The sequence below is a fragment of the Streptomyces sp. NPDC058470 genome (assembly GCF_042721055.1).
GTDB lineage: Bacteria > Actinomycetota > Actinomycetes > Streptomycetales > Streptomycetaceae > Streptomyces.
In genome coordinates, this window is sequence record NZ_JBHXMF010000108.1 from 1 (window position 1) to 17,799 (window position 17,799).

16 protein-coding genes and 1 riboswitch are annotated in these 17,799 nt (G+C 69.1%); of the genes, 1 reads left to right on the top strand and 15 read right to left on the bottom strand.

The features are described 5' to 3' along the window. Positions 1-41 precede the first annotated feature (41 nt). The gene (locus tag ACFWP7_RS41490) at positions 42-827 is read right to left on the bottom strand and encodes an SGNH/GDSL hydrolase family protein (RefSeq protein WP_384393495.1); all 786 of its coding nucleotides are present in this window, start codon (positions 825-827) and stop codon (positions 42-44) included. A 272-nt stretch (positions 828-1,099) separates the two neighbouring features. After that, positions 1,100-2,023: a peptidoglycan DD-metalloendopeptidase family protein gene (locus ACFWP7_RS41495; protein WP_384393457.1), complete on the bottom strand. Its 924-nt coding sequence runs from the start codon at positions 2,021-2,023 to the stop codon at positions 1,100-1,102. A 4-nt stretch (positions 2,024-2,027) separates the two neighbouring features. Beyond that, positions 2,028-2,192, bottom strand: a riboswitch (cyclic di-AMP (ydaO/yuaA leader). 555 nt (positions 2,193-2,747) lie between these two features. Between ACFWP7_RS41495 and ACFWP7_RS41500 the strand changes: the two genes are divergently transcribed. Beyond that, a complete protein-coding gene (locus tag ACFWP7_RS41500; protein WP_384393460.1) occupies positions 2,748-3,545 on the top strand; it encodes a tyrosine-protein phosphatase in 798 nt (265 codons plus the stop codon). A 36-nt stretch (positions 3,546-3,581) separates the two neighbouring features. Here ACFWP7_RS41500 and ACFWP7_RS41505 read toward each other — a convergent pair whose 3' ends face one another. The 13 genes from ACFWP7_RS41505 to hpnC form a co-directional block, all read right to left on the bottom strand. After that, positions 3,582-3,698, bottom strand: a complete 117-nt coding sequence (locus tag ACFWP7_RS41505) for a DUF6126 family protein (protein ID WP_384393498.1) — start codon at positions 3,696-3,698, stop codon at positions 3,582-3,584. A gap of 32 nt (positions 3,699-3,730) precedes the next feature. Further along, positions 3,731-4,375 (bottom strand): helix-turn-helix domain-containing protein, encoded by a 645-nt coding sequence (locus tag ACFWP7_RS41510; RefSeq protein ID WP_384393463.1) that lies wholly within the window; start codon positions 4,373-4,375, stop codon positions 3,731-3,733. A gap of 99 nt (positions 4,376-4,474) precedes the next feature. Continuing rightward, the gene (locus ACFWP7_RS41515) at positions 4,475-5,944 is read right to left on the bottom strand and encodes an aspartate aminotransferase family protein (protein ID WP_384393466.1); all 1,470 of its coding nucleotides are present in this window, start codon (positions 5,942-5,944) and stop codon (positions 4,475-4,477) included. Beyond that, positions 5,941-7,836, bottom strand: a complete 1,896-nt coding sequence (gene dxs, locus ACFWP7_RS41520; protein WP_384393469.1) for a 1-deoxy-D-xylulose-5-phosphate synthase — start codon at positions 7,834-7,836, stop codon at positions 5,941-5,943. Before dxs ends, ACFWP7_RS41515 begins: the two co-directional genes overlap by 4 nt. Positions 7,837-7,864: 28 nt before the next feature. Beyond that, the gene (gene ispG / locus ACFWP7_RS41525) at positions 7,865-9,022 is read right to left on the bottom strand and encodes a flavodoxin-dependent (E)-4-hydroxy-3-methylbut-2-enyl-diphosphate synthase (protein WP_384393472.1); all 1,158 of its coding nucleotides are present in this window, start codon (positions 9,020-9,022) and stop codon (positions 7,865-7,867) included. 4 nt (positions 9,023-9,026) lie between these two features. Beyond that, positions 9,027-10,049 (bottom strand): adenosyl-hopene transferase HpnH, encoded by a 1,023-nt coding sequence (gene hpnH, locus ACFWP7_RS41530; protein ID WP_365431267.1) that lies wholly within the window; start codon positions 10,047-10,049, stop codon positions 9,027-9,029. Between the two features lie 5 nt (positions 10,050-10,054). After that, positions 10,055-10,696, bottom strand: a complete 642-nt coding sequence (locus ACFWP7_RS41535) for a 1-hydroxy-2-methyl-2-butenyl 4-diphosphate reductase (RefSeq protein ID WP_384393476.1) — start codon at positions 10,694-10,696, stop codon at positions 10,055-10,057. Continuing rightward, positions 10,696-12,699: a squalene--hopene cyclase gene (gene shc, locus ACFWP7_RS41540; RefSeq protein WP_384393480.1), complete on the bottom strand. Its 2,004-nt coding sequence runs from the start codon at positions 12,697-12,699 to the stop codon at positions 10,696-10,698. The genes ACFWP7_RS41535 and shc overlap by 1 nt, the downstream gene beginning before the upstream one ends. Positions 12,700-12,811: 112 nt before the next feature. After that, the gene (locus ACFWP7_RS41545) at positions 12,812-13,939 is read right to left on the bottom strand and encodes a polyprenyl synthetase family protein (RefSeq protein WP_384393483.1); all 1,128 of its coding nucleotides are present in this window, start codon (positions 13,937-13,939) and stop codon (positions 12,812-12,814) included. Then, positions 13,939-15,354: a hydroxysqualene dehydroxylase HpnE gene (gene hpnE / locus ACFWP7_RS41550; RefSeq protein ID WP_384393486.1), complete on the bottom strand. Its 1,416-nt coding sequence runs from the start codon at positions 15,352-15,354 to the stop codon at positions 13,939-13,941. The genes ACFWP7_RS41545 and hpnE overlap by 1 nt, the downstream gene beginning before the upstream one ends. Next, positions 15,351-15,491 (bottom strand): DUF6380 family protein, encoded by a 141-nt coding sequence (locus ACFWP7_RS41555; protein ID WP_384393501.1) that lies wholly within the window; start codon positions 15,489-15,491, stop codon positions 15,351-15,353. Before ACFWP7_RS41555 ends, hpnE begins: the two co-directional genes overlap by 4 nt. Then, positions 15,491-16,441 carry a presqualene diphosphate synthase HpnD gene (gene hpnD, locus ACFWP7_RS41560; protein ID WP_384393489.1) on the bottom strand — a complete coding sequence of 317 codons (951 nt, stop codon included), beginning with the start codon at positions 16,439-16,441 and terminating at the stop codon, positions 15,491-15,493. The genes ACFWP7_RS41555 and hpnD overlap by 1 nt, the downstream gene beginning before the upstream one ends. Beyond that, on the bottom strand, positions 16,438-17,340 hold the full coding sequence (gene hpnC / locus ACFWP7_RS41565) for a squalene synthase HpnC (protein ID WP_384393492.1): 903 nt from the start codon (positions 17,338-17,340) through the stop codon (positions 16,438-16,440). The genes hpnD and hpnC overlap by 4 nt, the downstream gene beginning before the upstream one ends. Positions 17,341-17,799 lie beyond the last annotated feature (459 nt).

A 17,799-nucleotide genomic window follows, 5' to 3' on the forward strand; every position in this document is an offset into this window, starting at 1 on the left:
CCGCGCACCACCCCTCGACCATTCCTGCATCATGTCCCGGCTCAGGCCACCGCGTCGATCCATGTCCTGATGTCGTCCGGCGAGAGCGTCCCCTTGGCCGCCACATGATCCCCGGAGGACTCGCCGCGCAACCGCCGCCCGATCCACGGGACCAGGTATTCGCGCGCCCAGTGGATGTTGTCGCGCCGGACCTCGAGCGTGCCGCGCGGCGGAAGCGGCGGCCACGGCTGGTCAGGGTCGGCCGGCACTTCGAGGCCGAGGACCTGGCCGGCCCGGAGCGCGACGCGGGTGTGGCCCTCGGGTGACAGGTGGAGGCGGTCGCCGTCCCAGGCGCGGCGATCCTGAATCGTCTTCAGGGACCACAGGTCCAGGACAGGGCAGCCGTACCTGTCGGCGATGGCCCGTAGGTGCCCGTTGTACGTGGCGATCTTGCCGCGCATGTGCTTCAGCACGGGCACGCCACGGGTGTCGAACCCGGTCGTCACCAGGACGGTGCCGACGGCGGAGGTGAGGTCGGCGACCGCGCGCTCGAAGCGCTCCGCGACCTCGTCGGGGTCGACGCCGGGCCGGATGATGTCGTTGCCGCCCGCGCAGAAGGAGACCAGGTCCGGCGCCAGCTCCTTCGCCCGCGAGAGCTGGTGCTCGATGATCTGGTCGAGCAGTTTGCCGCGGACGGCGAGATTGGTGTAGGTGAAGTCGCCCTCGGGGCGCCGGTCCGCGAGCAGTACCGCGAACCGGTCCGCCCAACCGACAAAGGCCCCGTCAGGCCCGGGGTCGCCGACGCCCTCGGTGAAGCTGTCCCCCACCGCTACGTACGACCCGATCACTGATCTGTTGCCACTCTTCGAATCGTCTGCCACAACGACCCATGATTCACCTTCGAGTGTGACCTACGCGACCGTATTATGGGGTTGACGGGTGGTGACATAAGCCACGCATAAAGTCTGGGTCAAGCTCGGAATAAGGGCCCACCAGGGGTAGTTGAACAGCCACCGCGCCTGGAAGGGAATGTCCGAGGGCGCGACATCCTGAGCACGAAACGCCGAAGGCCGGACCCTGGGGATCGTGGGGTCCGGCCTTCAGCGGCGAGCGAGAGACGTCAGCCGACGGTGACACCGTGGGAGCGCAGGTACGCAACCGGGTCCACGTCCGAGCCGTAGTCCGGCGTCGTGCGGATCTCGAAGTGCAGGTGCGGTCCGGTGACGTTGCCGGTCGCCCCGGAGAGGCCGATCTGCTGCCCCCCGGTCACGGTCTGGCCCGCCGAGACGGAGAGGGAGGAGAGATGGGCGTACTGCGAGTACTCGCCGTCGGCGTGCTGGATGACGACCTGGTTACCGTACGCGCCGCCCCAGCCCGCCGAGACGACGGTGCCCGCGGCGACGGACTTGACGGTGGTGCCGGTCGGGACCACGAAGTCCACGCCCGTGTGGTAGCCGCTGGACCACATGCTGCCGGCAACCTTGTAGCCGGTGCCGATGGTCGCACCCTCGACCGGCAGCGTGTAACCGGAACTGCTGCTGGAGGCCGCGGTGTCGTCGGCCTTGGCCGTGGGCTCGGCCGCCGTCTTGGCGGACGACTCGGACGCCTTCGAGGGCTTCGTCGACTTGGACGACTTGGTCGCGCCGCTCGACCCGGCGGCCTTCTTGCCGATCGTCAGCTTCAGACCCGGGTGGATCAGAGCGGGGTCCTCGCCCACAGCCTTGCGGTTGTCCGAGTACAGCTTCTTCCAGCCGCCACTGACGCTCTGGTCGTCGGCGATCTTCGAGAGGGAGTCACCGGCCTTTACCGCATAGGTCTTCGTCGCGGTCTTCTCGGCCGCGGCGGGAGCGGAAATGGCGGCCTTTTCGGCAGCCGTGGCAGCCTTCTCCAACGCCGTGGAAGCAGTGGAAGCCGAGGTCGCGGCATGGGCCCCAGTGGCCCCCATGAGCGGCAGCGCGAGCGCGGCGCCACCCGTTCCGGCCACGGCGATCGAGCGCGTGAAACGCTGGGACTTGGGACGGCGGTGCTTACCCTTCGCGGGCATGACGAATTCCTCTCCGGCGCCTGCGAGGTGAGCTGTCGGGTGCGGGCTGGAGATGCCCGGCCGCGCTGCTGCGCGGCTATACCCCTAGCCGTTCCGGAGACCGGAACAGGCGTCTTACCTGTGGGTCCCCCGCTCCTGCCACATACGGGTGAGTGTGCGGATTCCGGTCGGCGGCAGGATTGGGCGTCCGTCCGGATTGAGGGTGAACGTAAGCGAAATAAGACGGCGTCGACAAGCATGTGGATTTTCTGCGCCTGCGCCACCCTTGATCCACGCCGGAATTACCGTCACCCTCCGTCGACGGAGGGCCTTTCCTGCCCGGCAATTCACCAGAGAATCCGGGCAGGTTGACAAAGAGGCGTCGCAACACATCGTCACGAATATGACGCTGCTCACGCACGCCGACCCAGGATGCCTTATTACAGGGCCAGTTGTAATGAAGCAGCTAATTCGGACAGAACAGCCAGATGCGACGCAGTCGGATAACTACCACATCATCGTCCGCACCGATCTCCACCATCGAGCCTCCATAGATGCGGACAGACAGGAATAAATCCTCATGCCATCGCGCACCCGGGAGTTCCGGAGGCGACGGCCCGCACCTGCGAAGACAACGCCTGTGGACAACTCATTGCCCCAGGAACCCATGTCGTATCGTCGAGAGCGCAACGTCCGTCGGCGGGCGACGCCGAGCAGCGCCGACGGCTGACCGGGAGGAGCCCCCGTGACACAGCAGGTCCCGTCGACCGAACCCGAGCTGACCGCTGTGCGCAACTTCCGGGACGTGGGCGGCCTGCCCACCACGGACGGCCACCGGGTGAAGTACGGGGTGCTGTTCCGCAGCGGACATCTCGCGCACGCCACGGAGGACGACGCCGCGTTCCTCGCCTCCCTCGGCCTGCACACGATCTTCGACTTCCGCAACGCTTCGGACCAGAAGCTGGAGGGTCCGGACGTCGAGCTGCCGGGCGTGCGGAACGTGAATCTGCCGCTGACCGACCCGGCCGACGGCTCCGAGTTCTGGAAGATGGTCCGCGACGGCGATCTCGAACAGCTGCGCACGCTCCTCGCGGACGGCAAGGCGGCGAACCGGATGATCAACTCCTACCGCACCATCATCAAGGAGCGCACCGCCGAGCATTCCCAGGTGCTGCACTCGATGGCAGAGGACAGCGTGCCCGCGCTGATGCACTGCGCCGCGGGCAAGGACCGCGCCGGCCTCTCCATAGCCGTGACACTCCTGGCCGTCGGCGTCGAGCGCGAGGCCATCGTGGCCGACTACCTGGAGTCGAACGCCCTGCACCGTCGCTACAAGGTCCACCGCAGCAGCTCCTCCGCATCGGCTTACTCCCCGGAGGTCATGGAACTGCTCAGCCCGCTGTTCGACGCCCGCGCCGAGTACCTTACCGCGGCCTTCGAGACGATCGAGGAGACCTGGGGCAGCGTCGACGCCTACCTGGAGCGGGGCCTTGGGCTCACCCCGGGGCTGCGGGCCGGGCTGCGCGAGCGGCTCCTCGACTGACACGGCACAGGTCTCCCGGTCCCGGCCGACGGGTGCCTACTGGTTCTGTGCGCCCAGCGTGAACAGCAGGTAGACGAAGGCCGCGAAGAGGTGGCCGACGGCGACGTAGATGATCAGCCGTACCCACAGTGCACGGGGGAGCTTGTCGTCCATGGAGCGGCGCGGGCCGGATTCCGTGGGATCGGTCATGGTGTCTCTCCCAGGGTCGGGTGGTCGGTCGCCGGGCCGAGGCACAGCGCGGCGGTGGGGCTCTGCAGCAGGGTGTGTACGAAGAGCAGCTCGGCGCCGTCCCGGTCGGCGGCGGCGATACGGTGCGGGGTGAGCGAGTCGAAGTGCGCGCTGTCCCCCGGGGCGAGCACATGCGCGCTGTCACCGAGGCGCAGCCGCAGTCGCCCTCTCAGGACGTGGAGCCACTCCTCACCGGGGTGGACGCGCACGATGTCGCCCTGCGAGCCGTACGGGACGTGCACGCGCAGGGCCTGCATCCCGCGGCCCGAGCCGCCCGCCTGCCAGTAGGTCCAGCCGCCCGCCGCGGTCGGCTCCATGTCGGCGGCGCGCACCACGGCGTCCCGCTCGGGGACCGTCTCGCCGAGCAGCTCGGAGACGGTCGTACCGTAGATACGCGCGAGTGCGAGCAGCATCGGCAGCGAGGGCTGGCGCTGCCCGGTCTCCAGGCGCGAGAGGTGGGCGGGCGAGAGCCCGGCGGCACGGGCCGCGGCCTCCAGGGTCAGGGAGGCCCGGCGGCGCAGCCCACGCAGCTGGGGTGCGACGACGTGCAGCTCGTCGGCGGTTCCCTGCGGGGAAGGGTTCATACCCTCGGCGGTGCTCATGCCTCCATTGAGCCCGAGCCTTGCCTCTGGGGCAAACTTCTTGCCCCAGAGGCAAGAATCAAACGGTTCGGCACCCCGGCAGTCTCAGCGACCGCTCCTTCACCGGTTCGCCACCGCCTGCTTCACCAGGGTCTTCCCGAAGTCCCACATCAGCCCGCCCCCGCCGTGCGCGTCGTCCATCACGGCCGTGAAGGCATCCACGAAGCGGTCCACGTCCCCCTCGTCGATGACCAGCGGCGGGATCAGCTTGATCACCTCCAGGTGATCGCCGGAGACCTGGGTGAGAATCCGGTGCCGCTGCAGCAGCGGCACGACCACCATCTGCGCGAACAACCCCTTGCGCGCGGCCTGCAGCATCGTCCAACGGCTGCGCAGCTTCAGCGACTTGGGCCGCCCGAACTCGATGCCGATCATCAGCCCCCGGCCGCGTACGTCACGCAGCAGCTCGTACTTGTCCACGAGCGCCGCGAGCCGGGACTTCAACTGCTCTCCCGTGGCACGGGCGTTGGCCACGATCTGCTCGTTCTCCATGACCGAGAGCACGGCAAGGCCTGCCGCCATGGCCTGCGCGTTCGACCCGAAGCTCGCCGAGTGCACCAGGACCCGGTCGATCGACGAGTAGACCTTCTTGAAGATCCAGTCCTTGCCCAGTGTGGCGCCGACCGGCACATAGCCGCCCGACAACGCCTTGGCCACACACACCAGGTCCGGCTCCACCCCCTCCTCGTGCTGATAGGCGTAGAAGTCCCCGGTCCGCCCCAGGCCCGTCTGCACCTCGTCGACGATGAGCAGCGCCTTGTGCTTGTGCAGCAACTCCTGGGCGGCGCGCAGGTATCCGGGCGGTGTCTCGTGCACCCCCTTGCCCTGGATGGGTTCGACGATGAGCGCGGCGACGTCGCCCCTCTTCAACTCCCGTGCCAGGGCGTCGAGATCACCGAGCGGGACGGCCGTGTCGGGGAGCAGGGGCGCGAAGCCGTCGCGGAAACCGTCCTCGCCGTTCACGGACAGCGACCCGGTGGTCAGCCCGTGGAAGGCGTGCGGGCAGTACAGGATCCGCGGTTTCCCGGTCGCGTACCGGGCGAACTTCAGCGCGGTTTCGACAGCCTCCGTGCCGCTGTTGCCGAAGAACACCCGGTCCAGGTGCGGACTGTGGACGAGCAGTCGCTCCGCGAGCAGCCCGGGCAGCGGCTGGCAGTCGAAGCGAGTGAGGTCGGCGAGCGAGGCGTCGAGGACGTCGTGCAGTGCCTGGCGGACCACGGGGTGATGGCGGCCCAGGCCCATCACCCCGAACCCGGCGAGCATGTCCAGGTAGTCCGCCCCGTCCGCGTCCCAGAAGTGGGCACCCTCGGCCCGCTCGTACACCTTGTCGAAGCCGATGGTGTGCAGCATGCGCGGGAGCTGGTGGTTCAGATACTTGGTGTGCAGCTCGTAGCGCTCGGCTCCGCGTTCGACGAGCAGCGCGCCGAGGTCGAACTCCTGCTTCCCGGATGGGGACTTCAGGGAAGACGACTTCCCGGAGGAGGAGGTCTCCTCAGAAGACGACTTCCCTGAAGCTGAAGGGATGGTCATTCCTGTTTCTCCTTGGACAGCTCGTCCTTGACTGCCAGACCGGCACTGATCCGCCCGGCGATCTCGACCGGCGTGAGACCTATGTCGGCCAGCACCTCACCACGCTTGGCATGCGCGAGGAACTGCTCCGGGATGCCGAACCGCCGTACGGGTACGTCGACTTCTGCGTCCCCGAATGCCAGCGCGACCGCCGAGCCGACACCGGCCGCCCGACTGTTGTCCTCGACGACGGCCACCATGCGGTGCTCGGCGGCGAGTCCCGGCAACGAGGGGTCGACCGGCTTGACCCAGCGCGGGTCGACGACGGTGCAGCCGATACCGCGGGCTTCGAGCAGTTCGGCGGCCTGGAGGCAGACCGGCGCCATGACACCGACGGCCACCAGGAGCACCGACGGCCGGTCGTCCCGGTGCAGGACGTCCATCCCGCCGACATGGTCGACGGCCGGAATCGCCGGCCCCACCGACTCCTTCGGGAACCGGATCAGCGTCGGCGCGTCGTCGACGGCGACCGCCTCCCGCAGCTGGGCCCGCAGTTGGTCGGCGTCGCGCGGCGCGGCGATCCGGAGCCCCGGCACGACCTGGAGGATCGACATGTCCCACATGCCGTTGTGCGAGGCGCCGTCCACGCCCGTGACGCCCGCCCGGTCAAGGACGAAGGTGACACCGCACCGGTGCAGTGCCACGTCCATCAGGAGCTGGTCGAAGGCACGGTTGAGGAAGGTGGCGTAGACGGCGACGACGGGATGCAGGCCGCCGGTGGCCAGCCCTGCCGCGGACACCGCGGCGTGCTGCTCGGCGATGCCGACGTCCCACACCCGGTCGGGGAACTTCTCGGCGAACTTGCCGAGCCCCACCGGATGCAGCATGGCCGCCGTGATCGCCACGACGTCCTCGCGCTCCGCCCCGATCCTGACGATCTCGTCGCCGAACACGGAGGTCCAGGAAGGCCCGTTGGAGGGCGCGAGGGGCTCGCAGGTGAGCGGGTCCATCACGCCGACCGTGTGGAAGTGGTCCTCCTCGTGCGCGAGCGCGGGTTCATAGCCGCGCCCCTTCTCCGTCAGGCAGTGGATCAGCACAGGGCCGTGGAAGCGTTTCGCACGCCGCAGCGCGGATTCCATGGCCCCCACGTCGTGCCCGTCGATCGGCCCGACGTACTTGAGCCCGAGATCCTCGAACATGCCCTGCGGCGCGAAGGCGTCCTTGAACCCCTTCTTCGCGCCGTGCAGCGACTCGTAGACGGTGTTCCCGATGACCGGCGTGCGCAGGAGTACGTCCTTGCCCCAGGCGAGGATCTGCTCGTAACTGTCCGTCGTCCGCAGGGTCGCCAGGTGATTGGCGAGACCGCCGATGGTCGGAGAGTAGGAGCGCTCGTTGTCGTTGACGACGATGATCAGCGGCCGGTCCTTGGCGGCGGCGATGTTGTTCAGCGCCTCCCACGCCATGCCCCCGGTGAGCGCGCCGTCGCCGATGACCGCGACGACATGCCCCTTCTCGCCCTGCACCTGGCGGGCCTTGGCCAGCCCGTCCGCCCAGCCGAGCGCCGTGGAAGCGTGGCTGTTCTCGATGATGTCGTGCTCGGACTCCTCGCGCGACGGGTAGCCGGACAGGCCGCCCTTGCCGCGCAGCTTGGAGAAGTCCTGACGTCCCGTCAGCAGCTTGTGTACGTAGCTCTGATGGCCGGTGTCCCACAGGATGCGGTCGACGGGCGACTCGAAGGCCCGGTGGAGCGCGATGGAGAGTTCCACCACCCCCAGATTGGGCCCGAGGTGACCGCCGGTCCTTGCGACCGCGTGCACCAGGAACTCCCGGATCTCGTCGGCCAGTTCACCGACCTCCGCCTCGGACAGCGCCTTCAGGTCGCGTGGTCCCCGGATGCTCTCCAGAATCGTCACGCTCGGGCCCCCTCTCGGTCCGTGCTGATCAACTCACGGTGACGGCCGGTTCGCCGGACGCGACGCCGTCGTTCTCCATCTGCTCGGCGATCTTCATCGCCTCTTCGATGAGGGTCTCCACGATCTTCGACTCGGGCACGGTCTTGACGACCTCGCCCTTGACGAAGATCTGCCCCTTGCCGTTGCCGGAAGCGACCCCCAGGTCCGCCTCCCGCGCCTCGCCGGGGCCGTTGACGACGCAGCCCATGACCGCGACGCGCAACGGGACCTCCATCCCCTCCAGACCGGCCGAGACCTCGTCGGCCAGCTTGTACACGTCGACCTGGGCGCGCCCGCAGGACGGGCACGAGACGATCTCCAGGCGCCGCTCCCGCAGCCCGAGCGACTCCAGGATCTGCATGCCGACCTTGCACTCCTCGGCGGGCGGCGCGCTCAGGGACACCCGGATGGTGTCCCCGATGCCCTCGCTGAGCAACGCCCCGAAGGCGACAGCCGACTTGATGGTCCCCTGGAACGCCGGTCCAGCCTCCGTCACACCGAGATGCAGCGGGAAGTCGCACTGGGCGGCCAGTTGCCGGTACGCGTTGACCATGACCACGGGGTCGTTGTGCTTCACCGAGATCTTGATGTCCCTGAACCCGTGCTCCTCGAAGAGCGACGCCTCCCACAGAGCCGACTCGACGAGCGCCTCGGGCGTCGCCTTTCCGTACTTCTTCAGCAGCCGCTGGTCGAGCGACCCGGCGTTGACCCCGATCCGGATCGGGGTGCCCGCGTCGGAGGCCGCCCGCGCGATCTCCCGCACCTTGTCGTCGAACTGCTTGATGTTGCCCGGGTTCACCCGGACCGCCGCACACCCGGCGTCGATGGCCGCGAACACGTACTTCGGCTGGAAGTGGATGTCCGCGATCACCGGGATCTGCGACTTCCTGGCGATGGTCGCGAGGGCGTCCGCGTCGTCCTGTGTGGGACAGGCGACGCGGACGATCTGGCAGCCGGACGCGGTGAGTTCCGCGATCTGCTGCAGGGTGGCACCGATGTCCGACGTACGCGTCGTCGTCATCGACTGCACCGACACCGGCGCTCCGCCCCCGACCGCCACCGGTCCGACCTGGATCTGCCGCGAGAGGCGGCGCTCGGCGATCGGTCGGACCGGCACCTCGGGGAGGCCCAAGGAAATGGCGGTCATGACGTCACACGCGGCTTTCCATGAAGGTCTCGCGTGAGGCGCGGATGGACTCCTTGAGGGAGCTCATGGTGGCGAGGACGGCCGTCGGCTCGTAGCCGCAGTGCGCCATGCAGTTGGCACACCGGTCGTCCTTGCCGCGGCCGTAGGAGTCCCAGTCGGTCTCCTCCAGGAGTTGCTTGTACGTCTGTACGTACCCGTCGCTCATCAGATAGCAGGGTTTCTGCCAGCCGAAGAGCGAGTAGCTCGGGATCGCCCAGGCCGTGCACGGGAAGTCGACCTTGCCTTCCAGGAAGTCGAGGAAGAGCGGGCTGTGGTTGAGGCGCCAGCGGCGCCGGTTGCCGCCCGCGAAGGCCTTCTTGAAGAGCTCCCGGGTCTGCTGGACGCCGAGGAAGTGCTCCTGGTCGGGAGCCTTCTCGTAGGCGTAGGCGGGCGAGAGCATCATCTCGTCGACCTTGAGGTCGTCGTTGAGGAAGTTGAGGACCTCGATGATGGTCTGCGGGGTGTCGGTGTTGAAGAACGTCGAGTTGGTGGTGACCCGGAAGCCGCGGCGCTTGGCCTCCTTGATGGCTTCGACCGCCTCGTCGAAGACGCCTTCCTTGGCGACGGACTCGTCGTGCCGCTCGCGCAGCCCGTCGATGTGCACGGCCCACGCGAAGTACGGTGAGGGCTTGAACTTGTCCATCTTCTTGCGCAGCAGCATCGCGTTGGTGCACAGGAAGACGAACTTCTTCTTGGCCACCAACTGCCGCACGATTTCGTCGATCTGAGGGTGCATCAGCGGTTCGCCGCCGGCGATGGACACCATCGGCGCGCCCGACTCGAGCACCGCGCCCACGGCCTGGGCCACGGGCATCCGCTGCTTCAGCACCCCGGCGGGGTGCTGGATCTTGCCGCAGCCCTCACATGCGAGGTTGCACGCGAAGAGGGGTTCCAGCTCGACGATCAGCGCGAATTTGTCCCGCTTCCTGAGCTTCTGTTCAAACAGGTATGCAGCGACCTTCATGGACTGCCGAAGCGGCATGGCCATCTGGCTCACCTCCGAGGGAGCAGCAAAGAACGGTGCCATTCATAAAAAGCGGGAAGGACGGCACGAAGAACACGGAAAGCTGATATTCCACCGCGCACCGTACCGATACGGACGAGTTCATGTCCTGGAGCGTCCACGACCACCCGTACGGCCGCAACCGGGCGCACGCCCGTGCGCACGGCGCTCCGGAGCGTGGACGCCGATTCCATGTCGACCGCGATCGCGCCGGTTGCGAGCAGAGCCGCCCGTTCGTGACCGCGTACGACGTGATCGGAGCCCACGAGCGGCCCCGTGTGGACGGTGCGCCCGGGCAGGGCACGCACCAGTTCCTTGACCAGTAGTTCGGTGCCCACGCACGGCGTGCTGCCGTGCGTGTCCCGAGTCTCTTCGGCGACGACCAGGTCCCCGGGGTGCATGCCCGGGGCGAGCCCCGCGCAGAACCCCGTGGCCAGGACGGCCGCCTCGTTCAGTGCCGGGTCCGCGAGGATCCGGGTGACCGCCCGCTCGGCGGCCCTGGGCCCCATGCCCGTACGCAGCACGGTGACGAGCCCGTCGGCGCCGCCACGGTCGCCGCTGCGCAGCGCGAGGTGCTCGATGCCGAGCGCGCAGGCGATGAGCAGCGGGGCCCGTTCGGGCTTCGTACTCATCAGCCCCCCTTGGCCACAGCGAAGGGCTCGCCGTGGACGTACCGGCCGAGCGCGGTGAGGGGGAAGACCTGGCGGTAGAGGTGGTAGTTGATCGAGAAGTCCCACGGGAACCCGGTGCCGGTGAAGTACGGCTCGTCCCAGGAGCCGTCCGCCAGCTGGGTCTCCGCGAGCCAGCCGACCCCGCGCTCGGCGGCCTTGGAGTCGCGCTCCCCCGCCGCGAGCAGTGCGAGCAGCGCCCACCCGGTCTGGGAGGCCGTCGAGGCGCCGCGGCCGCTCCACTCGGGGACGTCCTGGTAGGAGCGCAGGTCCTCGCCCCAGCCCCCGTCGTCGTTCTGTACGGTCTCCAGCCAGGCCACGGCCCGCCGGATCGCCGGGTGTGAACCGGGCAGTCCGGCGGCGACCAGCGCGGGCACCACCGACCCTGTGCCGTATACGTAGTTGACGCCCCAGCGCCCGAACCAGGAGCCGTTCGCCTCCTGTTCGGCGAGCAGCCACTCGATGCCCCGGCGGGTGCGCGGATCGTTCGAGAGTCCCTCGAAGGCGAGCATCTCGACGACATGCGCGGTGACGTCGGCGGACGGCGGGTCGATGACCTCTCCGAAGTCGCAGAACGGCAGCCGGTTGGGAAAGGCGCTGGTGTTGTCGACGTCGAAGGCGCCCCAGGCACCGTTCTTCGACTGCATGCCGAGGTTCCAGCGCACTCCGCGCCCGATGGCGTTCTCCAGGCGCTCAGGGTCGTGGTGCTTGACCCGGCGCAGCGCGAGGACGACCTCGGCGGTGTCGTCGATGTCGGGGTAGTTGTCGTTGTGGAACTCGAACGCCCAGCCGCCCGGCGGAAGATGAGGCCGCTTGACCGACCAGTCGCCGGGCCGGACGATCTCCTCCCCCAGCATCCAGTCCGCGGCCTTCACGAGCTGCGGATGGTCGGCGGGTACGCCCGCGTCGGCGAGGGCGATGGTGGCCAGACAGGTGTCCCACACCGGTGACTGACAGGCCTCGATCATCCGGGACCCGTCCTCCCGCCAGATGGCGAAACGGTCCAGCGACTCCAACCCGGCGCGAATCAGCGGGTGTTCGAGGTCGTAGCCAAGCAGATGCAGTGCGATGACCGAGTACACGGCGGGCGGCTGGATTCCTCCCCAGCAGCCGTCGTTCTCCTGCCGCTCGATGATCCAGCGCCCTGCCGTGTTCATCGCGGCTCTGCGCAGCCGTCGTGGCGCGAACCTGCGGTACTGGTGCAGAGCCCTGTCGAGGCGTTCGAACACGCCGTCCCAACTCGCCACCGGCGCAAGAGGCTTGACCGGGTTGGGATTGCGGGCGTCGGTGTGCAGCTCGTCGAGCGGGAACGGCGCGGGGCGCACCGGACGCTTCGCCGAGACGATGGTGAGCGGCACGATCGTCTGCCGCGCCCAGCAACCGAAGTCGTAGATGTTGAGTGGCATCCACTTCGGGAAGTAGATGAGTTCCGGCGGGAGTTCGGGCAGGTCGTCCCACTTCCACCAGCCGAACAGGGCGAGCCAGATCCGGGTGAAGACACGGGCCGAGGCGATACCGCCCCGCTCGCGGATCCACGCGGACGCCTTCGCCATGTGCGGCTCGTCCGGGCCGTCCCCGGCCAGCCGCAGGGCGACGTACGCCTCGATGGTGGCGGAGAGTTCACCGGGTCCGCCGTAGAACGTGGCCCAGGTGCCGTCGTCGCGCTGCTCGCCGCGGATGAAGAGGCCGGCGGCGCGGGTGGTCGTCTCGTCGCGGATGCCCAGGAACTGCCGCAGGAACAGGTCTTCGGCGTCCATCGTGACGTTCGTCTCGAGCTCGCCCTTCCACCAGCCCTGGGCGTCCTGCCGAGAGAGCAGGAAGTCGGTGGCACGCTCTATCGCGCGCGTGGCGGCGTCTCGGGTCTCGACTGTCCCGGCCGCCCCGGGAGTTGTCGTTTCTGCGGTTTCGCGGGCCGAGGCAGTGCGGGGCGGCATGGCCCCGGTACTTCCGTCGGTCGTCGCTGTCATGGCTTCCCCTTCGTGCAGTGGCATGTCTCTGCTGTGGGTCCGCCGTCGGCCGGTGCGCGTTCTCCCGCGGCACCGGCCGGCGACTACGCGAGGTTTATTCGACCGATACTGATCATCTCTTCCGTACGACGACGAAGTCGGCGAGCTCCACGAACTGGGCCCGCACCTGTTCCGGCATGTGGATCGTGTCCAGGGCCTCGACGGCGATCGCGTGCTGGCGACGCGCCTCCTGGGCGGTCCAGTCGCGGCCGCCGGCCTCCTCGATGAGCGCGGCGCGCGTGGCGAACTCCTCCTCGGAGAAGTTCTCGAAGTCACTGGACTTGGCGTCGGCCGCGAGCAGTTCACCGAGGCGCTCGGAGGCGGGCCCGCCCGCGGCGAGCGCGGCCACCACCGGCAGGGACTTCTTGCGCTGGCGCAGATCGCTCCAGGTCTGCTTCCCGGTGGATTCCGGGTCGCCCCAGATGCCGAGAAGGTCGTCGACGGCCTGGAAGGCGAGGCCGAGGTGGTAGCCGTACTTCTCCAGGGTGTCGGCCATGTGGTCGTCCGCCCCGCCCAGCACCGCGCCGATGGAGCAGGCGCAGGCGAGCAGGGCGCCCGTCTTGTTGCCCTCCATCTCCAGGCACTCCTCGACGGTGACCCGCTCGCGGTGCTCGTAGGAGATGTCCTGGGCCTGGCCGTCGATGAGGGCGCGGGTGGCGGCGGTCAGGCGCCGGGTGGCCCGGCCCGCCTCGGCCGTGCCGAGTTCCAGCAGGACCTCGTTGGCCAGCGCGAACAGGGCGTCGCCGACGAGGATCGCCTGGGCGGGGCCGTGCACCTTCCAGACGGTGTCACGGTGCCGGCGCTGTTCGTCGCCGTCCATCAGGTCGTCGTGCAACAGCGAGAAGTTGTGGACCAGTTCGACGGAGACGGCGCCCGGCACGCCCACTTCGGGAGCGGCACCGGCGGCCTGCGCGGACAGGACGGCGAGCGCGGGGCGTACGGCCTTGCCGCCGTCGCCGTCCGCGGGGTTTCCCTCGGCGTCGATCCAGCCGAAGTGGTAGGCGGCGACAGTGTCCATGGGAGGCGCCAGGCGGTCGACGGCCGCCCGCAGCACCGGTGTGGCCAGGGTCCGGCCGCGCTCCAGGAGCGCGGTCACGTCCACCGCGTCGGCAGCCGTTTCGGCCGGGGGCACAGTGGGCACAGTCTCTCCTCTTGTTGCGGTACCGGGGGTGCGGGGGTCGGCCGCGCGCTGATCGAGCATCAGGCTGCCACCTCTGCTTCGAAGAGATGGCCGCGAGGCCGGCCCAGGGCGCCCAGCGCGGCTTCCGCCGCACCGACACCACTGCGGACCGCACTCTCCATGGTCGCGGGCCACCCTGTGGCGGTCCACGCTCCGGCCAGATACAGACCGGGAGCCTTGGTGCGGGCGCCGGGCCGCAGCCGCCCGACGCCTGGGGCGGGGGCGAACGTCGCCGTACGCTCCCGGGTCACGAAGAAATCCTTCACTTCCGCACCTCGCGCGCCGGGCAACAGCCGCTCCAGCTCCGGCAGATAGCGCTCGCGCAGTACGGACACCGGCTCGTCGATCTCGTCCTGCGCGGCCGACTGCGAGAGGGCCAGGTACTGCCCCTCCCGCAGCCCGGAGGCCTCGGTGCGGTCGAAGACCCACTGCACCGGGGAGCCGAGCGCCGCGAAGAAGGGCCGCGTGAGCACCGTGCGGTCGTAGACGACATGGACGTTGAGAATCGGCGCCGTGCCGATCTCGAGGAGCCGCTCCGGGGCGTCGAGCGCGCCCTCGGGCAGCAGATCGTGTGCTTCGCGATGCGGTACGGCGAGGACGACCGTATCGGCGTCGAGCGTCTCGCCGGGAACCTGAACCCCCCAGCGCCCGTTTCCGTTGGGGGAGATGGAGGTGACGCGTGTACGGACTTCGGTACGCACGCCCGCGGAGTCGAGCGCCTTGCGCGCCAGCGTGTCGTGCAGTTCGCCCAGCGGGACGCGCGCCCAGCCGATGTCGGCCGCGCCCGGGTCGGACAGCAGACCGGTCTTGAACACCATCGCGGCGAGCCCGAGCGAGGAGTCTTTGGCCACCGCGTTGAGGGTGGCGACCCCCACGAGGTCCCACAGTGCCTCGACGGCACGCTCCGACTGACCGTGCGCGGCCAGCCAGCTGCCGAAGTTCTGCGCGTCGAGCGCCGGATCGGCGAGGTCGAGCCCCTTGAGCGCCAAGGCGGCACGCCCGACTTTGGCGCGCTCGAAGAGCGACAGGTGGGGATACGTCGCGAGGCTTTTCGCCAGATGCAGCGGCACCGGCAACGCGGTGCGGCCGATTCTGCCGAGCCGCCGCCCCGGTTTCGCCTCGGCGTCGAGAACGGGCACGTCGAGACGATCCTGCAGCGGTGCGAGCGCGGTTGCGTCGACGCGGTCGAGGAACCATCGGTAGGCGGTGCAGCAGCGCAGATACACATGCTGCCCGTTGTCCACGGTGAGGTCGCCGCGCTGGAAGGAGAAGGCGAGCCCGCCGAGCCTCGGCCGGCCTTCGAGCAGCGTCACGCGCACCCCGGCGTCGGCGAGTGCCAGCGCGGCGGTGATCCCGGCGAGCCCTCCGCCGACCACCACGGCGGTCGCCGTGCCCGGGCGGCCCGCGGTGTCCGCGGGCTGCGTGACGTCACTCATCGTGCACTCTCCCCCTGGGCCGTAACACGAAGATCGAACGGTGCGCGGCAGACCATTGAAGTCAGGGACGCCCCGCGACGGCGGAGGGTTGCGTGCCACTTTTCGCCAATGGAATCACCTTGGCCCAGATTGTCCATCACGCGCGCCTCCTGACGGTTCGGCGGGATACATGCCGGGCGTCGAGTCCCGAGAGGCCGCGCACGGCGACGTACGCCTTCTCGCGGCCCGGCAGGGAGACACGGCCGCGCAGCACGGCCTCCGGCTCGCGCTCGATGCGGTCCAGGAGGCGGCGGTAGATGCCGGCCATGGCCGCGACACAGGCGCCGCTGCGCCGGTCCAGCATGGGCAGCAGCCCGTAGCCCTCGGCGAAAAGAGCGCGGGCCCGACGCACTTCGAAGTGCACGAGGCCCGCGAAGTCGGAGCCGGGCGGCGGCGTCGGTCCGTTGAACCCGGCCGAGCAGCCGAACTTGGCGAGGTCGTCGGCGGGCAGATAGGTACGCCCGCCCTCGGCGTCCTCACGCACGTCCCGCAGGATGTTGGTGAGCTGGAGCGCGAGCCCGAGCGTGTCGGCATACTCCGGCGCGCGCTCGACCCCGCGCGCCCCCGGTTCCGTACCGAACACGCCGAGCGAGAGCCGCCCGATCGCCCCCGCCACACACCGGCAGTAGACCTTCAGGTCGTCCCACGTCTCGTACGTCTCACCGCGTACGTCCATCAGGACTCCGTCGATGAGTTCGTCGAGGCCCTCAAGGGGGACCGGGAAGTACTCGGCGGAATGGCTGAGGGCGACCGCGACCGGGTCGGTGTCGTCCTCGTCGACGGAGCCGTCGCGGACCCGGGCGAGCAGTGCCCGGGTGTCCTCAAGGCGGGACGCCTTGACGTCCGTCGGGAGCGCACCGTCGCCGATGTCGTCCACACGCCGTGAGAACGCGTAGAGCGCCGACATGGCGCGGCGCTTGGACGTCGGCAGAAGTCTGATGCCGTACGCGAAGTTACGCGCCTGCTGACTCGTCACTGCTTCGCAGTAGCTGTAAGCGGCGAGTACCGGTGCAGGCACGTGCTGGTCCGACTCCACGGTCCGGATCACCCCTTTCCTCGCAGGGTCACTCCCACCTCGCGCAGCAACTGGAGCTTGCCGGGCTTCGGCGGGCCGGGAAGTACGTCATATTCGGCGGCGGCGATCGCACGGATCGCCGCCCTTCCCCCCGCAACGAACCCCGCGAGCAGCAGCTTCAGCCTGCCGTGGACGCTACCCACGAGGGGGGTGCCTTCATTCAGGAGGTTCCGGGCGCGTTCTGCTTCGTATGCAACCAGTGCACGCACCGATGCGCCTGCCGTGGGCAGGGCCAGATCCGCTTCTTGGACATGAAAGCGCTTCATGTCCTCGGCGGGGAGATAGATGCGGTCGCGGCCGAGGTCCTCGGCGACGTCCTGGAGGTGTTCGACGATCTGCAGCGCCGTGCACACCGCGTCGGAGTGACGGACGCGCTCGGGGGTCTCGGTGCCCGCGACGGCCAGGACGAGACGGCCGACGGGGTTGGCGGAGAGTTCGCAATAGGCGAGGAGATCGTCGTAGGTCTCGTACCGCGTGACCAGCTGGTCCTGGCGGTTCGCCGCGATCAGGCCGAGAAAGGGGTCGGGGGTGAGGCCGGCGCGCCGGACCGTGGGCTGGAGGCGGCGCAGCAGCGGGTGGCGCGGGGTCGAGTCGAACACGCGGTGCAGGTCGGCCTCGAAGGCGTCGAGGAGAGCGAGGCGGTCCTCGGCCTCCGTGGGCGGTACGCCGAGCAGGCGGGCATCCGCGCCGCCCGGGGCCAGGTCGCCGTCACCGATGTCGTCGACCAGGCGGGCGAAGCCGTACACGGCCATCAGGTCGTCGCGCCAGACCTTGGGCAGGAAGAAGGGCGCCACAGGGAAGTTCTCGTCCGCGGCCTTGTCGAGGGTGCCGCGCTCTGGGTCACCGGTGCGCGCCGTCCCGGCTTCGGTCACCGCTCGCCGCCCGGCGCGGCGACGGCACACGCATCGCGGAGCTGGAGAGTTTCCGTAGCCATTGCCGTCACATCTCCCGTTCTACACTGCTCACCCAATAGTGCCCATTTCGGACACGCCGCGCATACGTCCGCGCGGCGCAGCCGTGCCGGGTGCGCGCATTATCGCCCTACTTGCCGCGAATCAGCACCGGTACAGCTTACGTTGTACAACGCGACACAGTCCGTCGGGGTGTCCTGCACATCACAAGAACGCACCGATTGGCGTCAAGATTCCTAAGCGCGCCAGGAGTTGGCGTTTCCTTTGCAGACGCAGGGCCCCGCCGAAGAGTTCCGGCGGGGCCCTGGGCCCTGTCGTCGGACTCCCGCCTGCCCTGTGACGCCATGCACGTCCTCTCGCCGCACCGGGCCCAGACCCAAGTACAACCAGTACGAGGGCCTGGGCCCGGCACGCCGAGAG

Coding starts and splice junctions, on each gene's coding strand:
- ACFWP7_RS41510 (WP_384393463.1), bottom strand. CDS start 4,375: ATGAGCACCGCCGAGGGTATGAACCCTTCCCCGCAGGGAACCGCCGAC.
- ACFWP7_RS41535 (WP_384393476.1), bottom strand. CDS start 10,696: ATGAGTACGAAGCCCGAACGGGCCCCGCTGCTCATCGCCTGCGCGCTC.
- ACFWP7_RS41505 (WP_384393498.1), bottom strand. CDS start 3,698: ATGGACGACAAGCTCCCCCGTGCACTGTGGGTACGGCTGATCATCTAC.
- shc (WP_384393480.1), bottom strand. CDS start 12,699: ATGACAGCGACGACCGACGGAAGTACCGGGGCCATGCCGCCCCGCACT.
- ACFWP7_RS41545 (WP_384393483.1), bottom strand. CDS start 13,939: ATGCTCGATCAGCGCGCGGCCGACCCCCGCACCCCCGGTACCGCAACA.
- hpnH (WP_365431267.1), bottom strand. CDS start 10,049: ATGGCCATGCCGCTTCGGCAGTCCATGAAGGTCGCTGCATACCTGTTT.
- ACFWP7_RS41515 (WP_384393466.1), bottom strand. CDS start 5,944: ATGACCATCCCTTCAGCTTCAGGGAAGTCGTCTTCTGAGGAGACCTCC.
- ACFWP7_RS41555 (WP_384393501.1), bottom strand. CDS start 15,491: ATGGACAATCTGGGCCAAGGTGATTCCATTGGCGAAAAGTGGCACGCA.
- ispG (WP_384393472.1), bottom strand. CDS start 9,022: ATGACCGCCATTTCCTTGGGCCTCCCCGAGGTGCCGGTCCGACCGATC.
- ACFWP7_RS41495 (WP_384393457.1), bottom strand. CDS start 2,023: ATGCCCGCGAAGGGTAAGCACCGCCGTCCCAAGTCCCAGCGTTTCACG.
- hpnE (WP_384393486.1), bottom strand. CDS start 15,354: ATGAGTGACGTCACGCAGCCCGCGGACACCGCGGGCCGCCCGGGCACG.